Here is an 18,868-nt window from a genome sequence, read left to right as displayed (position 1 = left end):
ACGCCTTTCCGAGGGCCGCTGTTTTGCGTAGCCCTTGGGTAGGCCGGAAACCGAACCAACGAGGATCGCCCCGCCCTTTGTCAGCCGTGGGAACCCGAAAAAACTCGGAAAGATGTGAAGCGGCTCACATCACCGGGGCGAATTAAAGCTTACTCCGTCCTGGCGGATGCAACTCCGGATGGAGATGTCGGATGAAACGCATTATGCTTTCGCTCGTCTCGGCTCTGCTCGTCATCAGTGCGGCCAGCAGCATGCTCAGATCGCACGCACTTTTTCGCTCTGCACAGAGCGGCATGCCAAACATTCAAGAACTGCAAACAGGCCAGGCGGGCACGCTGCCGGAGCAGCAGATCGAAGACCGGTCCGTCCTGTTCGCCAGAGAGCGGACGCAATAGAGCATACCGAACCAACCTGTATCAGCCGTTCTTTTCATTCAGCCGCAGCGGGCGCCCGTTGCGGCTTTTGATCGTTCGGTCCAGTTCGCGCCATCTGCTCGTCGAGCCAAAGCCTGTGATGTTCGCGCGCCCAGTTGAGGTCGACCTCACCCGAGCCCATGGCCTCGAAGGCTCCCTCCATCCCGATCGTGCCGATGTAAACATGCGCGATCATTGCGGCCACGAACAGTACAGCCACCACGGAGTGGATGATCTGGGCCATCTGCATGCCTTCGATGCCACTCATGTAGAACGGGAACATCAGCGCGTATCCCGTTGCGGCAACGAGGCCGCCGCCGATCACGACGATCCAGTAGATCATCTTCTGGCCGGCATTGAAGCGATTGGCCGGCGGATGATCATGCCCGACAATGCCTCCTCCCCGCTTGATCCAGGCAACGTCCACCTTGTTCGGGATATTTCCCGCGATCCACATCAGGAAGATCAGGATGACGCCGATGGTGAACGGGAAGCTCAGATAGTTGTGGGCATACTTCGCCCATTGCGACCACTCGGAGAAGGCTTCAAACCCCATCAGAGGCAATAGCAGCGGCCGCCCGAAGGTGATGTTCAGACCCGAGATGGCGAGGATGATGAAGCAGGTGGCCGTCATCCAATGCACGAAACGCTCAAAAACGGTGAAGCGCACGATCGTGCGTCCCGATCGCCCGCTTTCGAGCCGCACCATGCCACGGGTGAGATAGAAGATCACGAGCACAGCCAACATGCCGACAATCGCAACGCCACCGATCCAGCGCAGCGTGACATTGCGAAACTCCCGCCACTCGCGCCCCTGCGGTTGCTCGAGCACGCCCGACCTCTGATCCGGAATGCTGACACGGCCCTGGATCCGGTTGAGTTCCTGCAGCAGTTGCTGCTCCTTGACAGAGCTCGCGGTCGGGTTCACCTGCTGGGCACTCGCAGGAACCGCCGTGAGCACCAGAAGCAGCGCACATACACCAAACAGCAAGCTTGCAAATCTTCCAAATGACGCCATCTGCGCCTCCCGTATCGCGTCCTTCTGCCGTCCGCGTCAGGACTCGATCGTCTCGCGATACGCGGTCTTCCAGCCCCACGCGCCGGAGCCGTAACCGCGCTTCATCACGCGTTCCTTGTAAATCTGAGCAATGATCTCTCCGTCGCCGGCGAGCAGCGACTTGGTCGAGCACATCTCGGCACACAGCGGCAGCTTGCCCTCCGCCAGCCGGTTCGCGCCGTATTTCTCGTATTCCTCCTTGCTGCCGTCGGCCTCGGGGCCGCCGGCGCAGTAGGTGCATTTGTCCATCTTGCCGCGCGAGCCGAAGTTGCCGACCTTGGGATATTGCGGCGCGCCGAAAGGACAGGCGTAGAAGCAATAGCCGCAGCCGATGCAGAGGTCCTTGGAGTGCAGCACCACGCCGTCGGCGGTGGTGTAGAAGCAGTTGACGGGGCACACGGCCGCGCAGGGCGCGTCGGTACAGTGCATGCAGGCCATCGAGATCGAGCGCTCGCCGGGCTTGCCGTCATTGATGGTGACCACGCGGCGCCTGTTGATACCCCAGGGCACCTCATGCTCGTTCTTGCAGGCGGTGACGCAGGCATTGCATTCGATGCAACGGTCGGCGTCGCAGAGGAATTTCATACGTGCCATCGTCGTTGCTCCCTATACCGCCGCGATCTGGCAAAGCGTGACCTTGGGCTCCTGCATGCCCGTCGCGGGATCATATCCGTAGGTCGTGATGGTGTTGGCGCTTTCGCCGAGCACGATCGGATCGGTCCCCTTCGGGTAGGCGCTGCGAAGATCCTTGCCTCCCAGCCAGCCGCCGAAATGGAAGGGCATCCAGGCGACGCCCTTGCCGACACGCTCGGTGACGAGCGCCTTCATCCGCGCCCTGGAATTGTTCTCGGCACCCGTGACCCAGACCCAGCCGCCGTCCTTGACGCCGCGATCAGCGGCATCGGCCGGATTGATCTCGATGAACATGTCCTGCTGAAGCTCGGCAAGCCACGGATTGGTGCGCGTCTCCTCGCCGCCGCCCTCGTACTCGACCAGACGGCCCGAGGAAAGGATGAGCGGGAACTGCTTGGCGATCCCCTTCTCCACGGCTGCCTTCTGCACCGAGAAGCCGATGTTGGGCATGCGGAACTGCTTGGCATCGGGCAGCGTCGGATATTTCTCGACGAGGTCGACACGTGGCGTGTAGATCGGCTCGCGATGGACCGGAATCGGATCAGGCAGGCCGAAGGCGTTCATCCGCGCCTTGCCGTTGCCATACGGCACGCAACCGTGTTTGAGCGCGACCCGGTGGATGCCGCCTGAGAGATCGAGCGACCACGACACCGAATCCGGATTGGCCGGATTGACCTTCATGATCGTCGCCATTTCGGCTTCGGTCAGATCCGTGTCCCAGCCAAGCTTCTTCAGGCTCGCCAAGGTGAATTCGGGATAGCCGTCCTGGATCTCGGAATCCTTGGAGTAGGATTTGTCGGCCAGCAGGCTGACCTTGCGCGTGGTGCCGTCGGGCAGCTTCTCCTCGCGCTCGATGCCGAAGCGCGGCCGGAACGTGCCGCCGCCGTCCATCACCGCGAGATTGGTGTTGTAGAGCAACGGCGTGCCGGGATGCCGGACTTCCGGCGAGCCCCAGCACGGCCACGGCAGGCCGTAATAATCGCCGCCGACCTCGGGATCGTCTTTGGGCGCACGCATCGTCAGCATGTCGAACTTGGCCTGGTTCTTCATGTGCGCCTTGAGCCGCTCGGGCGATTGCCCGCAATAGCCCGTCGACCAGCTGCCGCGGTTCATCTCGCGCAGCACATCTTCCGCTTCAGGCAGATTGTTCTCGACCTTGATTTTCTTGAACATCTGGTCAGCGAAGCCGAGCTTCCTGGCCATCAGGTAGATGACCTCGAGGTCGTCCTTCGATTCGAAGATCGGTTTGACGATCTGCTCGCCCCATTGCAGTGAGCGGTTCGAAGCGACGCGCGATCCCTTGCACTCGAATTGCGTGGCCACCGGAAGAATGTAGACACCCTCCTTGCGCCCGGCTTCGACCGCCAGCGATGCCCAGGTCGTCGGATGCGGATCGGCAATGACAAGCAGGTCAAGCGCCTTCAGGCCTTTGAGAGACTCCGGAATGCGCGTGATGCTATTGCTGGCGTGTCCCTGAACGAACACCGCCCGCACATTGTCCTTCTGAGCGACCTGCTCCTTCGGCAACGTCACCGCCTCGAACCAGCGGGTGAGCGGAATGCCGGGAGTTTCCATGATCTGCTTGGAATCGAAGCGCGACTTCAAGAACTCGTAGTCAACGTCCCAGACCCGCGACCAATGCTTCCACGCTCCCTCGGCGAGGCCGTAGTAGAATGGCAGTGTCACGATATCGAGCCCAACGTCGGTCGCGCCCTGCACATTGTCGTGGCCGCGGAAGATGTTGGCGCCCATGCCCGGTCCACCGACATTGCCGGTCAAGAGCAGCAGGATGCAACTCGCCCGCACATTGGCGGTGCCGACGGTCTTCTGGGTCTGCCCCATGGCCCAGATCAGCGTCGACGGCTTCTCGGTCGCGAACAACTTGGCGACCCGCTTGAGCTGTTCGCCGGGAATGCCGGTGACACGCTCGACCTCTTGCGGATTCCATTTCTCCACTTCCTTGCGGAGATCGTCGAAGCCGTAGACGCGCTGCCTGATGAATTCCTTGTCCTCCCAGCCGTTCTGGAGAATGTGCCACATCATGCCGTAGAGCACCGGAATGTCGGTGCCCGGACGCATCCGCACGTATTCCGTCGCGTGCGCAGCGGTGCGCGTCATGCGCGGGTCGATGACGATGAAGTTGGCCTTTTGCAGCTCCTTGCCCTCGAGCAGATGCTGCAGCGAAACCGGATGCGCCTCGGCCGGATTGCCGCCCATGATCATCTGGGTCTTGGCATTGCGGATATCGTTGTAGCTGTTGGTCATCGCGCCGTAGCCCCAGGTGTTGGCGACGCCGGTGACGGTGGTCGAATGACAGATACGTGCCTGATGGTCGGTGTTGTTGGTGCCCCAGAACGCCCCGAGCTTGCGGAACAGATATGAGCCTTCATTGGTCATCTTGGCCGATCCGAGCCAATAAACGGAATCGGGTCCCGACTTTTCGCGAACCTCGAGGATCTTGTCGCCGATCTCGTTGATCGCGGTCTCCCAGGAGACGCGCGTCCATTGCCCGTTCACGAGCTTCATCGGATAGCGCAACCGCCGCTCGCTATGCACCAGCTCGCGTACGGAAGCACCCTTCGCGCAATGCGATCCGCGATTGATGGGGGACTCCCAGGTCGGCTCCTGGCCGATCCAGACCCCGTTCAACACTTCCGCTGTCACCGTACAACCGACCGAACAATGCGTGCAGATGCTTTTCTTCACGGTGGCACCGGCGGCCAGCGGACCGGCCACGGCGGCCTCCGCCTTGCGCACGCCGGAAACCGGCATGGAGCCGAGTGCCGCGAGCGTGCCAGCCGCAAGACCGGACCTTTGCAGGAAGGCGCGGCGATCGAGACCGCGGGTCTGACTTGCCAGGGTGTCCGCGACCGAACCACGGCGCTCGGATCCGGAATGCTGATCTGTTCGCTTGATAAGCACGGCAGCCTCCCTCAGGCGGGATAGCGGTTGACGCGGTAATAGGCCTTCACGTGATCGGTTTCCTTGTAGCGCGCCTTGCGCTTCTCATCGCTGTTCTCGCTGTCGGCTTGCGCAGAGCCGACGAGCGGCGTCGCCAGCGTGGCGCCAGCGCCTACCGTGCCGATGCCAACCTTGCGGAGAAAGTCGCGCCGTCCAACGATCGCTTTTTTTTCATCGCTCATCGCATCTCTCCCGGACCACCCTTGGCTTAGTCACTTGGCTTGGTCACTTGGCGAACGAAAATCCTCGTCTCTCGATTTCGATAAACAGGCGGCCGAGCGTGCCGACCGTGCGATAGAACCTTGCGCTCGCCGCGTGTTCCATGTCCGCAAACAGACGTCCCATCCAGGATGAAACGTGTTTATCGAACAGCGCACGCTGCGCAGCGAACGGCGCTTCCAAGCGGCCGTCAGCCATTCCGGCCATGATTTCGCAGAGGATGGCGGCATGATCCTCGGGTTCGGTATTGCCCTCGGCGCGCGCGATGCCGAGCGCCGAGAGATCGGTTCGCAAACGTGACAGCGGCCGTTCGTTGAGGAAGCCGGTCAAATAGTAGGAGGCGTAAGGCAGCAACTCGCCGCGGCCGAGGCCGACGAAGAGGTCGAAATATTCGCGCTCAACCTGAGCTGCGCTCGCGCGCGAAGCGGCTTCCGCCAAGCCGGCGTGAGCCTGACCGAGCGGGGTCACATCTCCGCTCAAACCGGCAAGCCGGTCGAGCAGGCTCTTCGACGGCGCCGCCGCGAGCAAGACGGCGAGAAGGCCATATTCCTGCGCCCGCGCGATATCGATCGGATCGATGCTGTCTCGCGCTACCGTGCGCTCGTGATGTTGATCAGGATAGAGATCAGGCCGCAGCTCGGCGCGGGGAACGCCCGTTGCCGCTTCCACCGCCATTACCCGCTGGGCGGGTATCTTGCTCCAGTTCGAAACCGAGGGCTGGCTGATGCTTATTTTGCGCGCAAGGTGGGCCACGCCGCCTGCGGCGTTAATGGCACGATCAAGCCCGGCGTCACGCATAGGGACCTCCTTGCACGAGACCCGAGTGACTGATTTTGCTTGCGTAACAAAGCGCTAGCGAAGCGTAGACCTGGTTCCGCAGGCGGTCAATTGCCGACCCATAGGTTAAGGCTATAGCCTTTGGTCGCAACCCTAGCGAGGCAGGGCACCGCCGTGTGTGCGGCGCCGAACAGTGCTGGCTTCCATCGTCGGTTGCGATGCAGCGGAAGTCGCGATCTCCGTGAGGACAGCTTCATCAGGCTTCTCTGTAAGCACGGCGGAGTGCACAACATCCGCGTTCGGAACATCCGAGAACTCCTGCAACTGCGTCGGCACGTCAGCCTGCGCCTCTGCGGCGTTACGCAGGCCGCCGACGATCCGGTCGACCCAGGCGCTCAGCTCAGCCTGCGAGCAATCGAGCGGTCCGAACCCCGGCATGGCAGTCGGATCGTTGAAGTCCCAGGCGTTCTCGGCTAGTCCCACGAAATCGCGGATCGCCGGATCGGCCGTCCAGGCGCGGCGAAGAGCCAGATGCATCAAGTCCTGCGGAACACCTTTGCGCAGGAACGCGGTGATGTCGGTCCCCGCCGCGATCGCATCGATCGACGGCAAGCTGGCGAGATCCACCTCCGGTTCGGCCTCGGCCGCCGGAGATGGTCCCGCGGCTTCATCGGCCGGCCCGGCTATTTCCGCTGGCGGAGCATTCGGTTTTGACCCGCGCTTAAGGCGCGACCAACGTGCGAGAAACTCTTCCTCAGTCATTCATGCCCGCCTTCATCCTGCCGACGCGCCAGGGCCTCCGGATCGGCGCGCCGTCGCTCGCGTTTGACGAACTCTCTCTCGACGTGGTGTTCGGCAACGAAGCATTCAATCACCTCGCGGACCACCTCGGGCATCGGCACGGCTTCAACCAGATTGTCAGCGGCCTCGGTAAACCCCTCTCCTTCCGCGGGATCAGCGGTCGCGGCGGCGATGCCATAAGGCCAGTCTCCCTCGGATGGGCTCAAGACCACCCAGATGCTCGGCGTTCCGGAGGCAATATTGTCGCGGTAACGCGCGGTTTCCGACACGTACAGGTCAACCGTTGCGCTGCCGGCATAAAACAAGGTGTTGCCCTCCTGCTCGCGCAAGATTGTCCAGGGCTTCGTATTCGGTTCGTCCGGCAACACGGCGGCGCTCCGCCAGATGAAATCTACCCAAGGCGACTCCGCCTTGCGCCGTTCGACGACGATGCCGACGGGGATACGCAGGATTGGCAGGGCAGCGCTCATGAGATGGTCTCCAGGCGCCTGATCGGGAGTCCCGTCAGCAGATTCTGCGGTTTCATGCGGAGCTTCTGATCCGCTGTCGTCGCCAGGATCAGATAGACCGGCTCGCCCTGCAAGGTCTCCATGGCGAGCCGAGAATCCGCAAAGGTCAGGCGAAACAGCGAAAGCACGCGCCCTGCGCTGGGCTCGTCAAGTTCCTCGCCGTGCCAAAGCCGATCGCCCAGCTTGGTGGCGTCAGCGTCCAACCCGATATACCAGGTCAGCTTCACCTCGCATCGTTCCGTCAGCGGTTCAATGGCAACATCGATCCCGAGCAGATGGGAGACCCAGCGTGTCATGGCCTGCGCCAGCGCGCGCGCCCCTCGCCCACCCGCGGTGAGATCGAGGGCCATATCGAACTGGTCGCTGCGGTCCCAATAGCTCTCGGCATTGTCCTCGCTCAAAACGTCGAGCTGCGCGTCCGTCTTGGTGCCCAGCATCGAGATCAGCGACAAGATAGGCGTCGGGCTGCGACCGCCGACGACCTCTTCATCGCCAAGCAGCAACGCCTGTTCATGCGGTAGGATGCGCTGCGGCCGAAAAAACAGCTCGGCGGCGCGCAGCACGAACGGATCGTCGGTGTCATCAAGCGCATTGCGCAAGATCACGTGCACGAGCTGATCGATGAACAGCGGCGGCAGCTCGCTTGACCGCGAGCGCAGGGCCGCGAGATACGCAGCTTCGAGCGTCGGGTGCCGCAACACGAGATCGCGAAACCCCAGTACCAAGCGCCAGTTCTCCCGCGCGTCCTCATCGGCGATCGCAGCGACCTCGTCGGCTACGACCACCCGGCGCGGATCTGCAAGCATCTCACGATGCAGTCTTCGTTCGACCGGACACGCGTCCTTCGGGGGCATCAGCTCGGGGCGGACAAAATAAGCCTTCAGGAATTCGTCGGTGACGCAAAGCCCGCCGCTCTCGTCGCGATCGAGCAGATGATGGCCGCATGCGATCCAGAAATCACTCATCCTCGACTTCCATGAACGAGAATGCCTTGCCATGCCGCTGCCCTTCCCGCAGTTGCAGCTTGCGGAAGACCTCGTGGACTTCGCCGTCGCGCCCCGAGCGGTGGACCGCAATCAGCGAGCTGATCGGATGCGTGCAGAGCGACTGCGCAAACGTGACTTCCTCTTCCGCAGCGGTCCTCGCAATTGCCATGTCCGGTGCGCCGAAGAGATCCACGAGTTGGCTGGCAAGCAGTTCGATCAGCGCCTGGCAATCATCCTCAGTCGCCGGAACAATCTGCGCCAGCGTCGACCACCCCCAGGAGCGCACGCCGAGAAAGCCGCTGCGGAAGGCGGCCCGCGCCTTTCCGCTCAGTTTCGCCGGATCCTGATCGCAGAAGCGGAAGGCGCCCGAGACCGCCCATTCGCCTGAGATTGCCGGCGCGTCGAACACGAAGGTGTCGGAGGCATCGAGCGCGATGGTGCGCAGAAGTTTCACCGCCTTTTTCACGACCGGGGCCCTCCGAGCTTTGGATCGAGCCAGGATGGCGTGGCGAGCGCTTTCACGAGGTCTGCCCGCTCGGTCGTGTCACGACCGATGCGGCGCGTGAGCAGATCACCGCGATCGTCGATGCGTCGAACCGCCTGCCGCTCGCGAGGGATGCGGTTGAGATATTCGCGCGCGACGCTGTCAAATCCATCGACCTGCCAGCTATCGGTCGCCCGCATCAGGTGCCGCGCAAAGCTCTCGGTCACCTGCACCGCGCCGGCCTCGCCAAACCCTTCCTCATCAAGGGCCGAGGCGAGCGGATGAACTCCTGGATCGTGATCGTTCATCATGACTGTCCGGAGCATGGCCCCGAAGACGAGCCAGTCCGGCGGCTCATCCTCGTCCGCGGACGCGGGCCACCCCAGCCGTCCCCCGCCGACCAGCCCGCCGTCAATCCTCACCGCATCAGGCCAATCGATCGCAACCGCCTTGGTCGGCGGCGCATAGGCACGCAGGGCGTCCGTCAGGGCGACCATGCCGGCGTAGAAGGCGCGGCGCGCGGTGATCAGCGGCTCGGCCGGCTCCAGCACCACCGCGAACTCGGCCAGATCAAACCGTCCGACATAGACTAGCGTGCCGGCACCGCTTTCGGGTGCAATGCGGCATGCATGAGCAAAGGCATCTCCGCTCTCGCGCAACCGGACCAAAGTAAAGGGTGGCGGCAATTGGATCGGTTCCGCCATGGAAGCGTGGCTGGTTGGGATCGACCGCAGGCCGTCCTCCACTTTCCCTTTTTTCCCAATTGACAATATTTATACGAGGCAAAGGATGAGCGCGAGCCCACCATTCGTCGCCTTCTCGGGAGGGATGAACCTGGAGCAGCCAGCGAAGACCATCCTGATTTGCTCGTGCGAAGACACGATGCGGCTCGATACGGCTGCCATCAAGCGCGGATGCGGTAATAGCGACATCAAGAGCTTTCGTCACTTGTGCGGCGCCGAGCTCGACCACTTTCGCGCAGGCGCAAAGGCAGCGGGCCCGCTGACCGTTGCCTGCACGTATCGGCAATCCTTGTTTGCGGAGGAAGCCGGCGAGCGTTGCGCGCCCATCGCTTTCGCGAACATTCGCGAGACGGCAGGCTGGTCGACCGAAGGCGCGCAAGCGGGCCCCAAAATGGCGGCGCTGCTCGCAGCGAGCGCCGTGCAGGCACCCGATTATCCGCTGGTCACGCTTGCGAGCGACGGGGTCATCCTGATCTATGGCCGGGATCAGACGGCGATCGAAGCCGGGCGGCTACTTTCGGATCATCTCGATGTGACGGTCATGTTGAGGGAGCCTGGCGAGACCATATCGCCTTTGGCAACGCCCTTCCCGGTCGTGAAGGGAACGATCCGGAACGCCAGAGGACATTTTGGCGGTTTCGAGCTCACGATCGACGAATACGCTCGTCCGCGTCCCTCCTCGCGCGATCACTACGTCTTTGAACCTCCACGCAGCGGCGCCACCTCGCATTGCGACATCGTCCTTGACCTATCGGGAGAGAGACCGCTGTTTCCGGCGCATGACCTGCGCGACGGTTACCTGCGGGCCGACCCAAAGGACCCGGGCGCCATGCTCCGCGCCGTCCTGAGCGCGCGCGATCTCGTCGGACGTTTCGACAAGCCAAAATATATCGAATTCACGCCCCACCTTTGCGCCCATTCGCGCTCGAACCTGACCGGCTGCCATCGCTGTCTCGATTTATGTCCCACGAGTGCGATCACACCGGCTGGTGATCACGTCGCCATCAATGCGGAAATTTGCGCCGGCTGCGGCCAATGTGCCGCCGCCTGTCCGACCGGCGCGGCGTCCTACGCGTTGCCGCCTGCGGACACCCAGCTTCAGACCATCCGCGCCATGCTGCTCGCCTACGACCGGGCCGGCGGATCGAACCCGGTCCTGTTGCTGCACGAGGGCCAGCATGGCACGCCGCTGATCGACGCGCTCGCCCGTCACGGCGATGGTCTGCCTGCGCAAGTCATCCCTCTTGCCGTCAATGAGGTGACGCAGGTTGGGATTGAGGCTGTCATCGGTGCTTTTGCCTACGGAGCAGCCGCGTTCCGGTTTTTGCTCCGCGGCAAGCCGCGGCATGACGTGACCGGGCTGAGGCAAACAATCGACATGGCAGTGACCATCCTTGCCGGCCTCGGATTTGAAGGGCGCCGGGTGGCTGCGATCGAAACCGACGATCCGGATGCCTTGCTGGAGCAGTTGCGAGGCATCGAGAGACTTGCTGCGGTGAAGCCCCCGGCGACGTTCAAGACAATCGGCAAGCGGCGCGACCTGCTTCGCTTCGCGCTCGGCGAACTGCATCGCCTTGCGCCGAAGCCGGTTGACGTCATCGCCCTGCCCCAGGGCGCTCCGATTGGCGCGGTGAACGTTGATACCGGGGGATGCACGCTGTGCCTGTCCTGCGTTTCCGTCTGCCCGACCGGCGCGCTCCGCGACGATCCTGACCGCCCGGTGCTCAAGTTCGTCGAAGATGCCTGTGTGCAATGCGGCCTCTGCCAGAGCACTTGTCCCGAGAGGGTCATTACGCTGAAGCCCCAGATCAATTTCCACGCCGGCCGCGCGCCCGCGATTGTGATCAAGGAGGAAGAGCCTGCGCTTTGCGTCCGCTGCGGCACGGCGTTCGGCGTGAAGAGCACGATTGACCGCATCGCGGCCAAGCTCGAGGGCCGGCATTGGATGTATCCGGCCGGCGACAAGCGCCTCGACGCCATCAGGATGTGCGCGGATTGCCGCGTGATCGTGATGAGTGAACAGCAGTTCGATCCGTTCGAGGGCGTGCCGGAACGCGAGCCGCCCCGAACCACTGATGATTATTTGCGCCGGCCGGACACCAAGACCTGAGCGCGAACGCCCGCTCGGTGGGGTTGGAGCCCTCACCTATTGCGAGGTCGCCCGGGCCAGGAAGTCGGTCAATGCGCGGCGGTCTTCTGCCGATCCGATGCGCTGCTCCGGCATCTTCGTTCCCGGCGTGTAGGCGTTGGGCCCGACTTCAAACAGCTTTGCGACGGTCTCGGGGGTCCAGACGATATCCATCGTCTTGAGCGCCTCGGAAAACCGATAGCCGGGGAGCGAGGCGATTTTCCGGCCGAACAATCCGGCAAGCGTCGGCCCCGCACGTTGCGCCTCCTTGGCCGACAGCGTGTGACAGGCAACGCAGGCGCGAAAGATTTCGGCGCCATGATCGCCCGCATAGGCGGCCAGCGGACCCGAAGATGTCCCGAGCAGGTTTGAACCGACCGGCTCACCGCTCTGCAGATTCCAACGCCGGATCTTTCCGTCCGCACCTCCGGTCACGATCGTTGCTGCATCATGTAGGAAGACGACAGACCAGACCGGGAAGCTGGGCCCCACGAGTGTCCTCAACACACTCCGGGACTTACGCTCCACAATGGCAACCGTGCCGCCGATGCCTGCGGCGGCGATCAGCGTCCCATCGTCTGAAAGCGCCAAGCCGACGATCGGTGCCGAGCCTGCGGCCACCTCGCCGACCGGCTTTCCGTCCGTCGTCAGCATGCGCAGCTTGCCGTCCGCCCCTGCCGCGACGATCTCGCCATCGGGCGCGATGGCGACCGCGTTCAATGGCGCCGGCAGTTCCACCGTTTCAGGTCGGCCTTCCGGCAAGCGCCAGATACACAAAGCACGATCGTAGCCGACGCTCACGAGGGACATGCCGTCCGGAGCGAAGGCCACACCGTTCACATTCTGCGTGTGGCCTTGAAACACGCGGGACGCACCATCGGCCAGGGACCAGAGCCGCACGCTGTGGTCCCACGACGCCGAGGCGAGCGTCGATCCGTCCGGCGCCACGGCGAGTGCCACGACCGGACCGCTATGTCCTTCCAGGACTTGATCGGGCTGCTGGCGGCCTGCCGTCCAGACCGCAAGCCGAGCGTCGGCCCCCGCGGTGATCATGCGGCCGTCCTGGAGGAACGCAACGGCGTTGACGGCAGCCGCATGATACCGCAGCACCTCGCCCGCCGCGTCGGTCTGCAGCGACCAGCGGATGGCGGACGTATCGAAGCTGCCCGACAACAGGCTGTCGCCGTCAGCCGAAACAGCGAGCGCCCGGACGGGGCCGCCGTGGCCCGCAAGCTGCGCGTGCGCCGCTGACGCAGCGACAATCTCGAGGAGGGCTGCAATGGCCCAGGCGCACCAAGCCCATCTCATCAATCTCTGCCGAACATGGTCACGTCCACGGCTGCGCTGAAATAAAGCTCCGCGGCACCACGTCTACTTCTCCGGTGCCACGACCTTCTTGGACGAGCCCTCGGGCGCCGCCTGCATCCCGGCTGGGCTCTGGCCTTGCGGGCTTTCGGCGGGCGCGCCGCCCGAGCCTGTATTGATCGGGCCCGTCCAACCCTGTGGCTGCGGTTGGCCCTTCTCTTCGGGCTGGGTCTGTGTCGCAGGCGGCCCTGTCTGTCCGGACTGGGCGAGCGCACTGTCGAAGGCTGCGACCGCTGCCAGGCATAGGATGGATGTCAGTGCCTTCACGGCGAATCCTCCTTTGGAGCCCGAGCTTCAACGAGCAAGGATCGATATCCGTTCCTCAGCGTGCGCTGCGTCAGTTCGCCCGTCGTCGGCATTCTTCCCTTGAATGCCTGCGGCGCGAGTCCTAGCATTGGTTCGTCACGTCTTTGCTCGTCATGTCAAGGAAAACGGCATGCAGGAGCAGTCGAGGCCATTGCTGCGGGTGATCTCATGGCTACGCGCCGTGCGCGTGCACTTGATTGCCCCAGATCCAGCCGCACGGGAAGCCTCGCCTCTCCTCATCCTCACGGTCGTCGTGCTTGCGCTGCTCCTCGCCATATTGGAAGTGGAATTGCACAGCGCCGACCTTCAATCGTTGGGCTTGATCGGCGATGCATTTCCAATCGACCCGGTTTTCAAGAGCCCCTAGAGTCGGCAGGAACGGCGGGCGAAGTCTGGATTGTTCGTCACGACTGCCCGCAGGAAGCGGCATCGTAAGATGCGTGCGGATTGAAAGTGATGGAGTTTGGCATGAAGGCTTTTCTGCTCGGCTGCGCCGCAGCCATTGTGATCGCAATTGCGGCGATGGCGGTCCTGGATCAGGTACAGGAGCCCGTTGCCCAGGCGTTTGCCACAACCGGTGTGCGCTTGTAAGACCGCCCCCGAAAGAGAGAGACGGCGGGGCCGCCGCTTGCGACAACGTGATCGGTTGTTGGAGCATTGATCGCGCCTAGGGCGGAATGCGTCAGGAATTCCACCTTGAAGTTGTCCGCGTCATCTGCCGGACTGGCGATTCTTGCTTCTCACTTCCTTCCATCGCCTCAACTCTCCAAGCCTGAGCTTGGGAAGTCGGCCGGGAATTGGCGCGAGTGCCTGCCTGAACCGATCAGAGATCCGTGAAGTATGGGCGGCAACGCCTGTATCAGCAAAACGGTGCTTCCGCCTAATACGCTCGCCCCGGCCACGAGCAGGGACAGGACGCGTTCCCAAATCTTTTCGTTGCCGGCGACGTTATGAGTTTGGCATCCGTGTGCACCCGCATGAGCGGCATTGTGATTTTCGATGGGCCCACCGTGGATGCTAGTCCGCCACCCTGATCACGACCTTGCCCTTTGCGCGCCCGGTCTCGACATAGGCGAGCGCATCGCCGGTTTTTTCGAACGGGAACACTTTGTCCACGACCGGACGGATCACGCCGGATTCGATCAGGGACGTGATTTCGCTCAGCTGCTGCCCCTGCGCGCGCATGAACAGGAATGAGAAGCGAACACCAAGGCTCCTGGCTTTCTTCCGCACACTACGGCTCAGCAAGCGCATCACCAATTTCAGGAAGAGGTTCATGCCCTGCTCCCTGGCGAATTCGGGGTCGGGCGGCCCGGAGATCGAGATGAGCAGGCCGTCCGGCTTGAGCACGCGCAGAGATTTTTCAAGCGTCTTGGCATCCTGGCTGTGCAGGACCAGATCGTAGCCCGACAAGACCTTCTCGAAATCCTGCGTCTTGTAGTCGATGACCAGGTCCGCGCCGAGACTCTTGACCAGCTCGACATTCTTCGCGCTCGTCGTCGTCGCAACGGTCGCACCGAGATGCTTGGCGAGCTGGATCGCGAAAGTCCCCACGCCACCGGAGCCAGCCTGGATGAAGACCTTCTGGCCAGGCTTCAGCTTGCCCACCTCGACCAGCGCCTGCCAGGCGGTCAGTCCCACCAGCGGGATGGAGGCGGCTTCTTCCATGCTGATGTTCGTGGGCTTCGGCGCCACGTCGGCTTCGTTCATCGCAATGAATTCGGCGAATGTTCCGATCCGATGATCGCGCGGCCGTGCGTAGACCTCGTCGCCCGCCTTGAACCGCCTGACATTGCGGCCAACCCTGACGACTGTCCCGGCAACATCGTGGCCCAGAGTGAAAGGCGGACGATACGGCAGGATGAGCTTGAATTCTCCATCCCTGAGCTTGGAGTCCAGAACGTTCACAGCAGTTGCGTGAACCCGAACCAGGACATCATCGTCCCGCAGCTCCGGTTCTGGCATGGTTGCCAAGCGCAGAGCGCCTTTCTTCTTGTATTTGTCGACAACGAATGCCTTCATGATGTCATCTCCAATTTGAGATTTGGTCCCGGCGTCAGGCGTCGAGGAAGGACAGCGCCTTCGGCACGAAATCGGCGTGGTTCTGGAAAATCCCGCCATGCCCGGCATCTTCGTAGATGACCAGTTGTGCGCCCGGGATACGCCGTGCCATGTCGGTGCTGTTTGCGGTCGGCACCATGATGTCGTTATCGCCATTCGCGATGAGGACAGGGATGCGGAGGCTGCCGAGATCCTGAGGCGCCTGCTGGCCCCAGCCCTTAATCGCCTTGAGTTGCCGCAACAGGGCCTCTGGCGTGGCTCCTTTGTCCCGATCTACCTTGCGCTCCTTCAACCTTGCCAGAAAGGCCTTTGCGGCCCGGCGGCCATTGGCCGTGGAGGTGAAGAACAGGTAGAATTTCGGGTCTCGCAAGGTGAGCAAGCCCTTGATCATCAGCGGCCAGGACACCGGCCCAACCTTCTCGATACCTTTGCCGCCTGCCGGGCCCGTGCCGGTCAGAATCAGCTTTCGCACGAGACCCGGCGCCTTCAGCGCGATGTCCTGGGCCACGAAGCCGCCGAGGGAAAAGCCGAGCAGATCGACTTTTTCGAAGCCCAGCGCGGCGATCAGAGCAATCGTATCTTGTGCCATTTCGCCGACGGTAACAGGCGCTTTCCCGCTTGAAGCGCCGATACCTCGGTAATCGATCGCGATGACGCGATGCCTGGTGGCGAGCCCATCGACGATCGGTGGATCGAAATTGTCGAGAACCGCGCCCCAATGGTTGAGAAGGATCAATGGCACGCCAGTGCGCGGACCGATGTCGCGATAGGCGAAGGTTGTTCCTGCAGCACTGATCGAAAGATTTGGCGCATCCACGTAGCGCAGTACCGATCCGGCGTGGCAGACATAATTAGACATCACTTACTCCATAGTTCGGCTGAAACCGGGTCCCAATGATGGAAGGGACATCGGTCGGATGGCGCGCCTCTTCCTTTGCTCGCCACCAGATGCACTTGCTGATCGCTCCGGAGCGCTGGCGCCGACGCGAGCCCAATGCTGGCGGAAGCACCCGGGATCAGCGCAATGCCGCGTTCTGTCTTGCTCGGCTCCGGCTTCTCAATTTGCTGTGGAACACCGACGCTCGATCTGTTACTATCAATTTAGTACCAAGTCACTACTAAAACGAGACTGACATGAAAAAACTTTCGACCCAGCCCTGCATGATCGCCCGGAGCTTGGCGCTGGTCGGGGACGCATGGAGCATGCTGATCATGCGGGACGCCCATGGGGGGCTGACCCGCTTCGACGACTTTCGTAAGAGTCTCGGTATCGCGCCGACGATGCTGACGGGGCGGCTTTCAGCCCTGGTTGACGAAGGGTTGCTGGAGAAACGTCGCTATTCAGCGCGTCCGCCACGGGACGAATATGTTTTGACGGAAGCCGGGCACGACTTCCTGCCGGTGCTCTTCGCGATTGGCGCGTGGGGACGCAAGCATCGTGGCGGAGGCAAGGTTATCCGGTTTTTCGACGCCGAGAATGGAACAGAGATTGATCCCCTTACCATCGACCGCGCGACCGGCGCTCCGATCGGAACACGTCCTATTCGTATCATCGCACCCGAATGAGCAACCCTCTTGGCATCTCCATCTTGTGCGGTTTGGCCGCGCTACCCCAGTAGACTCGGCACTTAGGCGGCGGCCGCCAAGACACTTCTTGGAAAGTGTCAACCTACTTCAACGTCGCCGTTGAGCGTGACTTTGACGCGGTAGAAAGGCATCTGGCCGGGGACCTTGTCGGCGGAGAGCTCACCATCATAAACCCGCGATGTCCGCTTAGCCGCCAACAGCGGCGTACAAGCGGACACTGCACGAGGTCCGATAAGGGGGCCAGAAGCGGACGTTCGCGATTTGGAGCAGGCCGCCAACTGATCGCCTAACCTTGCTCATTTGATGAGGAGTTTCCGTGCATCTTCCGCCGCTCGATCCAGGCGTATGCGGCGCTTCCCTTGGCCTAGTTCTTCACGATATTGACTAAGAGAGAAAACACTGAGTTCTTTGACGGTCACCGCCCCAGCAGCGCGCGGAATCTCGAAAGTAACAACCGACCGGTCATCGATGAGCACGGTGTATATGTCTTCGTATTGCTCTTGAATGTGATTTAGGACGTGAAAGACCGTACCGCGTTCGCCGTTGGCCGCCATGAGGCCTATTAAATCGGCGTCTCGACTACTTTCATGCGGCTGCAAGATGCGAGACTTGTATTTGTCGTGGAGCCGTTGCGGTGACATCCGTCTAACCCTTCCCACCACGCTAACGTTCGGTAGATCTCGCATCAGTTCAAGGCAGTCGCCTTGGCGCAAATCAAATTCATTGTCATTCATAAATTGGGGCCACGTGGGTTCGTGGCTGTGATGATGTTGTCGCGAATTATCCGCGCGAAACTATTTGCCGTGATAAAATATGATCAAAGACGATCGCGAAGCACGAATCAAAAACGACAGTCAGCACGAAGATGAATTTTCAGGCTGATGACTTAAAGCGCTCAGAGTCTGAAAGCTCCGATGCATCAATCGCTTTCGAAGATTCTGCGCCCTATTTGCGCCCTAAGAATCGTCAAATCAGAAATTGATTGTTGACGTGATTCAGCGAACCGTCTAACGAATTGATCCTGCAGGGGAAAATAGAGAAGAGCTGGAGCGGGTGAAGGGAATCGAACCCTCGTATTCAGCTTGGAAGGCTGCTGCTCTACCATTGAGCTACACCCGCGTGATGGGCTCCCTAACACGGCCGGGCGGCGGTCTCAACTGCCCGGGAGGCAGCCTTCCCCGTCTTGCGCGCCGCCCTGGTTCCTTCCGGGCCCGCCGCCCTTAACAGCGGCGGCAATGCCGCCTATATTGAAATCTTCCGAAACCAACGAAAGGAGGTGATCCAGTGTCTCTTACCAAGCGCTGTCACCTCGCTGGGATCGCCCGCTGAGCTCTGGATAAGGGCTTGGCATCGGGGCGCTCTCGGCCCTGGACCAGCGAGCAAGAAATCGGGCGCGACGGGGCCTCCCCGCCGCGCCTTTTTCGTCGATCGCACGGCTCAGGCCGGCGGCTCGCCCGCAAGCACCTCGCGAATCTTCTGTGACAGCTCCGATTTCCGGTAGGGCTTGCCGAGCAGCGCCACGCCGGGGTCGAGATGCCCTTCGTGGACGATGGCGTCATCGGTGTAGCCCGAGGTGTAGAGCACTTTCACGCCCGGCCGGCGCAGCCGGACGGCGTCGGCCAATTCCCGCCCGTTCATGCCGCCGGGCATGATGATATCGGTGAACAGGAGATCGAATTTCGCGCCCTGGTCGACCAGCGCCAGCGCCGAAGCGCCGTCGCCGGCCACGAGCGTGCGATAGCCGAGGCTGCCGAGCTGGGCGATGACATAGCCCTGCACCAGCGGATCGTCCTCGACCACGAGGATCGTCTCGTGTCCGCGTGTCTTGGCGCGCGGGT

At 62.1% G+C, this 18,868-nt stretch carries 21 protein-coding genes and 1 tRNA gene; 5 read left to right on the top strand and 17 right to left on the bottom strand.

What is annotated here, in order from left to right; all coding sequences use genetic code 11:
• The first annotated feature begins 191 nt into the window (after positions 1-191).
• The gene (locus MOV74_RS04740) at positions 192-395 is read left to right on the top strand and encodes a hypothetical protein (protein ID WP_246918499.1); all 204 of its coding nucleotides are present in this window, start codon (positions 192-194) and stop codon (positions 393-395) included.
• Between the two features lie 34 nt (positions 396-429).
• On the opposite strand, the gene MOV74_RS04735 is transcribed toward MOV74_RS04740, so the two are convergent.
• The 10 genes from MOV74_RS04735 to MOV74_RS04690 all read right to left on the bottom strand — a co-directional run bounded on the left by MOV74_RS04735 (position 430) and on the right by MOV74_RS04690 (position 9,544).
• Positions 430-1,431 (bottom strand): formate dehydrogenase subunit gamma, encoded by a 1,002-nt coding sequence (locus tag MOV74_RS04735; protein ID WP_246918497.1) that lies wholly within the window; start codon positions 1,429-1,431, stop codon positions 430-432.
• 36 nt (positions 1,432-1,467) lie between these two features.
• Positions 1,468-2,064 (bottom strand): formate dehydrogenase FDH3 subunit beta, encoded by a 597-nt coding sequence (gene fdh3B / locus MOV74_RS04730; RefSeq protein WP_007592757.1) that lies wholly within the window; start codon positions 2,062-2,064, stop codon positions 1,468-1,470.
• A gap of 12 nt (positions 2,065-2,076) precedes the next feature.
• On the bottom strand, positions 2,077-5,025 hold the full coding sequence (locus tag MOV74_RS04725) for a formate dehydrogenase subunit alpha (protein WP_246918434.1): 2,949 nt from the start codon (positions 5,023-5,025) through the stop codon (positions 2,077-2,079).
• 11 nt (positions 5,026-5,036) lie between these two features.
• On the bottom strand, positions 5,037-5,246 hold the full coding sequence (locus tag MOV74_RS04720; RefSeq protein WP_246918431.1) for a twin-arginine translocation signal domain-containing protein: 210 nt from the start codon (positions 5,244-5,246) through the stop codon (positions 5,037-5,039).
• Between the two features lie 43 nt (positions 5,247-5,289).
• Entirely contained in the window at positions 5,290-6,081 is a 792-nt protein-coding gene (locus tag MOV74_RS04715; protein WP_246918417.1) for a molecular chaperone TorD family protein, read from the bottom strand.
• Between the two features lie 132 nt (positions 6,082-6,213).
• Positions 6,214-6,822, bottom strand: coding sequence for a DUF3306 domain-containing protein (locus MOV74_RS04710; protein WP_246918413.1), 609 nt, complete (start codon positions 6,820-6,822; stop codon positions 6,214-6,216).
• Complete coding sequence (locus MOV74_RS04705) at positions 6,819-7,331, bottom strand: DUF3305 domain-containing protein (protein WP_246918411.1); 513 nt, start codon at positions 7,329-7,331, stop codon at positions 6,819-6,821. The genes MOV74_RS04710 and MOV74_RS04705 overlap by 4 nt, the downstream gene beginning before the upstream one ends.
• The gene (locus MOV74_RS04700; RefSeq protein ID WP_246918408.1) at positions 7,328-8,335 is read right to left on the bottom strand and encodes a DUF6352 family protein; all 1,008 of its coding nucleotides are present in this window, start codon (positions 8,333-8,335) and stop codon (positions 7,328-7,330) included. Before MOV74_RS04700 ends, MOV74_RS04705 begins: the two co-directional genes overlap by 4 nt.
• Positions 8,328-8,810, bottom strand: a complete 483-nt coding sequence (locus MOV74_RS04695; RefSeq protein ID WP_246918653.1) for a DUF6505 family protein — start codon at positions 8,808-8,810, stop codon at positions 8,328-8,330. Before MOV74_RS04695 ends, MOV74_RS04700 begins: the two co-directional genes overlap by 8 nt.
• A gap of 8 nt (positions 8,811-8,818) precedes the next feature.
• Positions 8,819-9,544 carry a biotin/lipoate--protein ligase family protein gene (locus MOV74_RS04690; protein ID WP_246918395.1) on the bottom strand — a complete coding sequence of 242 codons (726 nt, stop codon included), beginning with the start codon at positions 9,542-9,544 and terminating at the stop codon, positions 8,819-8,821.
• A gap of 178 nt (positions 9,545-9,722) precedes the next feature.
• On the opposite strand from MOV74_RS04690, the gene MOV74_RS04685 reads away from it, so the two are divergent.
• A complete protein-coding gene (locus MOV74_RS04685) occupies positions 9,723-11,693 on the top strand; it encodes a 4Fe-4S binding protein (RefSeq protein WP_246918648.1) in 1,971 nt (656 codons plus the stop codon).
• 36 nt (positions 11,694-11,729) lie between these two features.
• Here the strand turns inward: MOV74_RS04685 and MOV74_RS04680 are convergent, their stop codons facing one another.
• Together MOV74_RS04680 and MOV74_RS04675 are read right to left on the bottom strand one after the other, a co-directional pair.
• Positions 11,730-13,019, bottom strand: coding sequence for a c-type cytochrome (locus MOV74_RS04680; RefSeq protein ID WP_246918389.1), 1,290 nt, complete (start codon positions 13,017-13,019; stop codon positions 11,730-11,732).
• 63 nt (positions 13,020-13,082) lie between these two features.
• Complete coding sequence (locus tag MOV74_RS04675; RefSeq protein ID WP_246918387.1) at positions 13,083-13,343, bottom strand: hypothetical protein; 261 nt, start codon at positions 13,341-13,343, stop codon at positions 13,083-13,085.
• A gap of 127 nt (positions 13,344-13,470) precedes the next feature.
• Between MOV74_RS04675 and MOV74_RS04670 the strand changes: the two genes are divergently transcribed.
• Positions 13,471-13,749 (top strand): hypothetical protein, encoded by a 279-nt coding sequence (locus MOV74_RS04670; RefSeq protein ID WP_246918385.1) that lies wholly within the window; start codon positions 13,471-13,473, stop codon positions 13,747-13,749.
• 101 nt (positions 13,750-13,850) lie between these two features.
• Complete coding sequence (locus MOV74_RS40770; RefSeq protein WP_256468856.1) at positions 13,851-13,973, top strand: hypothetical protein; 123 nt, start codon at positions 13,851-13,853, stop codon at positions 13,971-13,973.
• A gap of 426 nt (positions 13,974-14,399) precedes the next feature.
• Here the strand turns inward: MOV74_RS40770 and MOV74_RS04665 are convergent, their stop codons facing one another.
• Both MOV74_RS04665 and MOV74_RS04660 read right to left on the bottom strand, forming a co-directional pair.
• On the bottom strand, positions 14,400-15,404 hold the full coding sequence (locus MOV74_RS04665) for an NADP-dependent oxidoreductase (RefSeq protein ID WP_246918646.1): 1,005 nt from the start codon (positions 15,402-15,404) through the stop codon (positions 14,400-14,402).
• Positions 15,405-15,438: 34 nt separating this feature from the next.
• Entirely contained in the window at positions 15,439-16,302 is an 864-nt protein-coding gene (locus MOV74_RS04660; protein ID WP_246918383.1) for an alpha/beta fold hydrolase, read from the bottom strand.
• A 275-nt stretch (positions 16,303-16,577) separates the two neighbouring features.
• On the opposite strand from MOV74_RS04660, the gene MOV74_RS04655 reads away from it, so the two are divergent.
• A complete protein-coding gene (locus tag MOV74_RS04655) occupies positions 16,578-17,009 on the top strand; it encodes a helix-turn-helix domain-containing protein (protein WP_246918381.1) in 432 nt (143 codons plus the stop codon).
• A gap of 317 nt (positions 17,010-17,326) precedes the next feature.
• On the opposite strand, the gene MOV74_RS04650 is transcribed toward MOV74_RS04655, so the two are convergent.
• The 3 genes from MOV74_RS04650 to MOV74_RS04640 form a co-directional block, all read right to left on the bottom strand.
• Entirely contained in the window at positions 17,327-17,764 is a 438-nt protein-coding gene (locus MOV74_RS04650) for a hypothetical protein (RefSeq protein WP_246918379.1), read from the bottom strand.
• Positions 17,765-18,075: 311 nt separating this feature from the next.
• Positions 18,076-18,149, bottom strand: a tRNA-Gly gene (locus MOV74_RS04645).
• Between the two features lie 318 nt (positions 18,150-18,467).
• A partial coding sequence (locus MOV74_RS04640) for a response regulator (protein WP_246918377.1) occupies positions 18,468-18,868 on the bottom strand: 401 nt, incomplete at its 5' end.

The sequence above is a fragment of the Bradyrhizobium sp. SHOUNA76 genome, from assembly GCF_023006445.1.
GTDB lineage: Bacteria > Pseudomonadota > Alphaproteobacteria > Rhizobiales > Xanthobacteraceae > Bradyrhizobium.
Note: the sequence above shows the minus strand (reverse complement) of the source record. Positions and strands in the feature narration are given on the sequence as shown.

Coding starts and splice junctions, on each gene's coding strand:
- MOV74_RS04690 (WP_246918395.1), bottom strand. CDS start 9,544: ATGGCGGAACCGATCCAATTGCCGCCACCCTTTACTTTGGTCCGGTTG.
- fdh3B (WP_007592757.1), bottom strand. CDS start 2,064: ATGGCACGTATGAAATTCCTCTGCGACGCCGACCGTTGCATCGAATGC.
- MOV74_RS04685 (WP_246918648.1), top strand. CDS start 9,723: ATGCGGCTCGATACGGCTGCCATCAAGCGCGGATGCGGTAATAGCGAC.
- MOV74_RS04700 (WP_246918408.1), bottom strand. CDS start 8,335: ATGAGTGATTTCTGGATCGCATGCGGCCATCATCTGCTCGATCGCGAC.
- MOV74_RS04665 (WP_246918646.1), bottom strand. CDS start 15,404: ATGAAGGCATTCGTTGTCGACAAATACAAGAAGAAAGGCGCTCTGCGC.
- MOV74_RS04710 (WP_246918413.1), bottom strand. CDS start 6,822: ATGACTGAGGAAGAGTTTCTCGCACGTTGGTCGCGCCTTAAGCGCGGG.
- MOV74_RS04720 (WP_246918431.1), bottom strand. CDS start 5,246: ATGAGCGATGAAAAAAAAGCGATCGTTGGACGGCGCGACTTTCTCCGC.
- MOV74_RS04680 (WP_246918389.1), bottom strand. CDS start 13,019: ATGAGATGGGCTTGGTGCGCCTGGGCCATTGCAGCCCTCCTCGAGATT.
- MOV74_RS04650 (WP_246918379.1), bottom strand. CDS start 17,764: ATGAATGACAATGAATTTGATTTGCGCCAAGGCGACTGCCTTGAACTG.
- MOV74_RS40770 (WP_256468856.1), top strand. CDS start 13,851: ATGAAGGCTTTTCTGCTCGGCTGCGCCGCAGCCATTGTGATCGCAATT.
- MOV74_RS04735 (WP_246918497.1), bottom strand. CDS start 1,431: ATGGCGTCATTTGGAAGATTTGCAAGCTTGCTGTTTGGTGTATGTGCG.
- MOV74_RS04705 (WP_246918411.1), bottom strand. CDS start 7,331: ATGAGCGCTGCCCTGCCAATCCTGCGTATCCCCGTCGGCATCGTCGTC.
- MOV74_RS04655 (WP_246918381.1), top strand. CDS start 16,578: ATGAAAAAACTTTCGACCCAGCCCTGCATGATCGCCCGGAGCTTGGCG.
- MOV74_RS04660 (WP_246918383.1), bottom strand. CDS start 16,302: ATGTCTAATTATGTCTGCCACGCCGGATCGGTACTGCGCTACGTGGAT.
- MOV74_RS04740 (WP_246918499.1), top strand. CDS start 192: ATGAAACGCATTATGCTTTCGCTCGTCTCGGCTCTGCTCGTCATCAGT.
- MOV74_RS04715 (WP_246918417.1), bottom strand. CDS start 6,081: ATGCGTGACGCCGGGCTTGATCGTGCCATTAACGCCGCAGGCGGCGTG.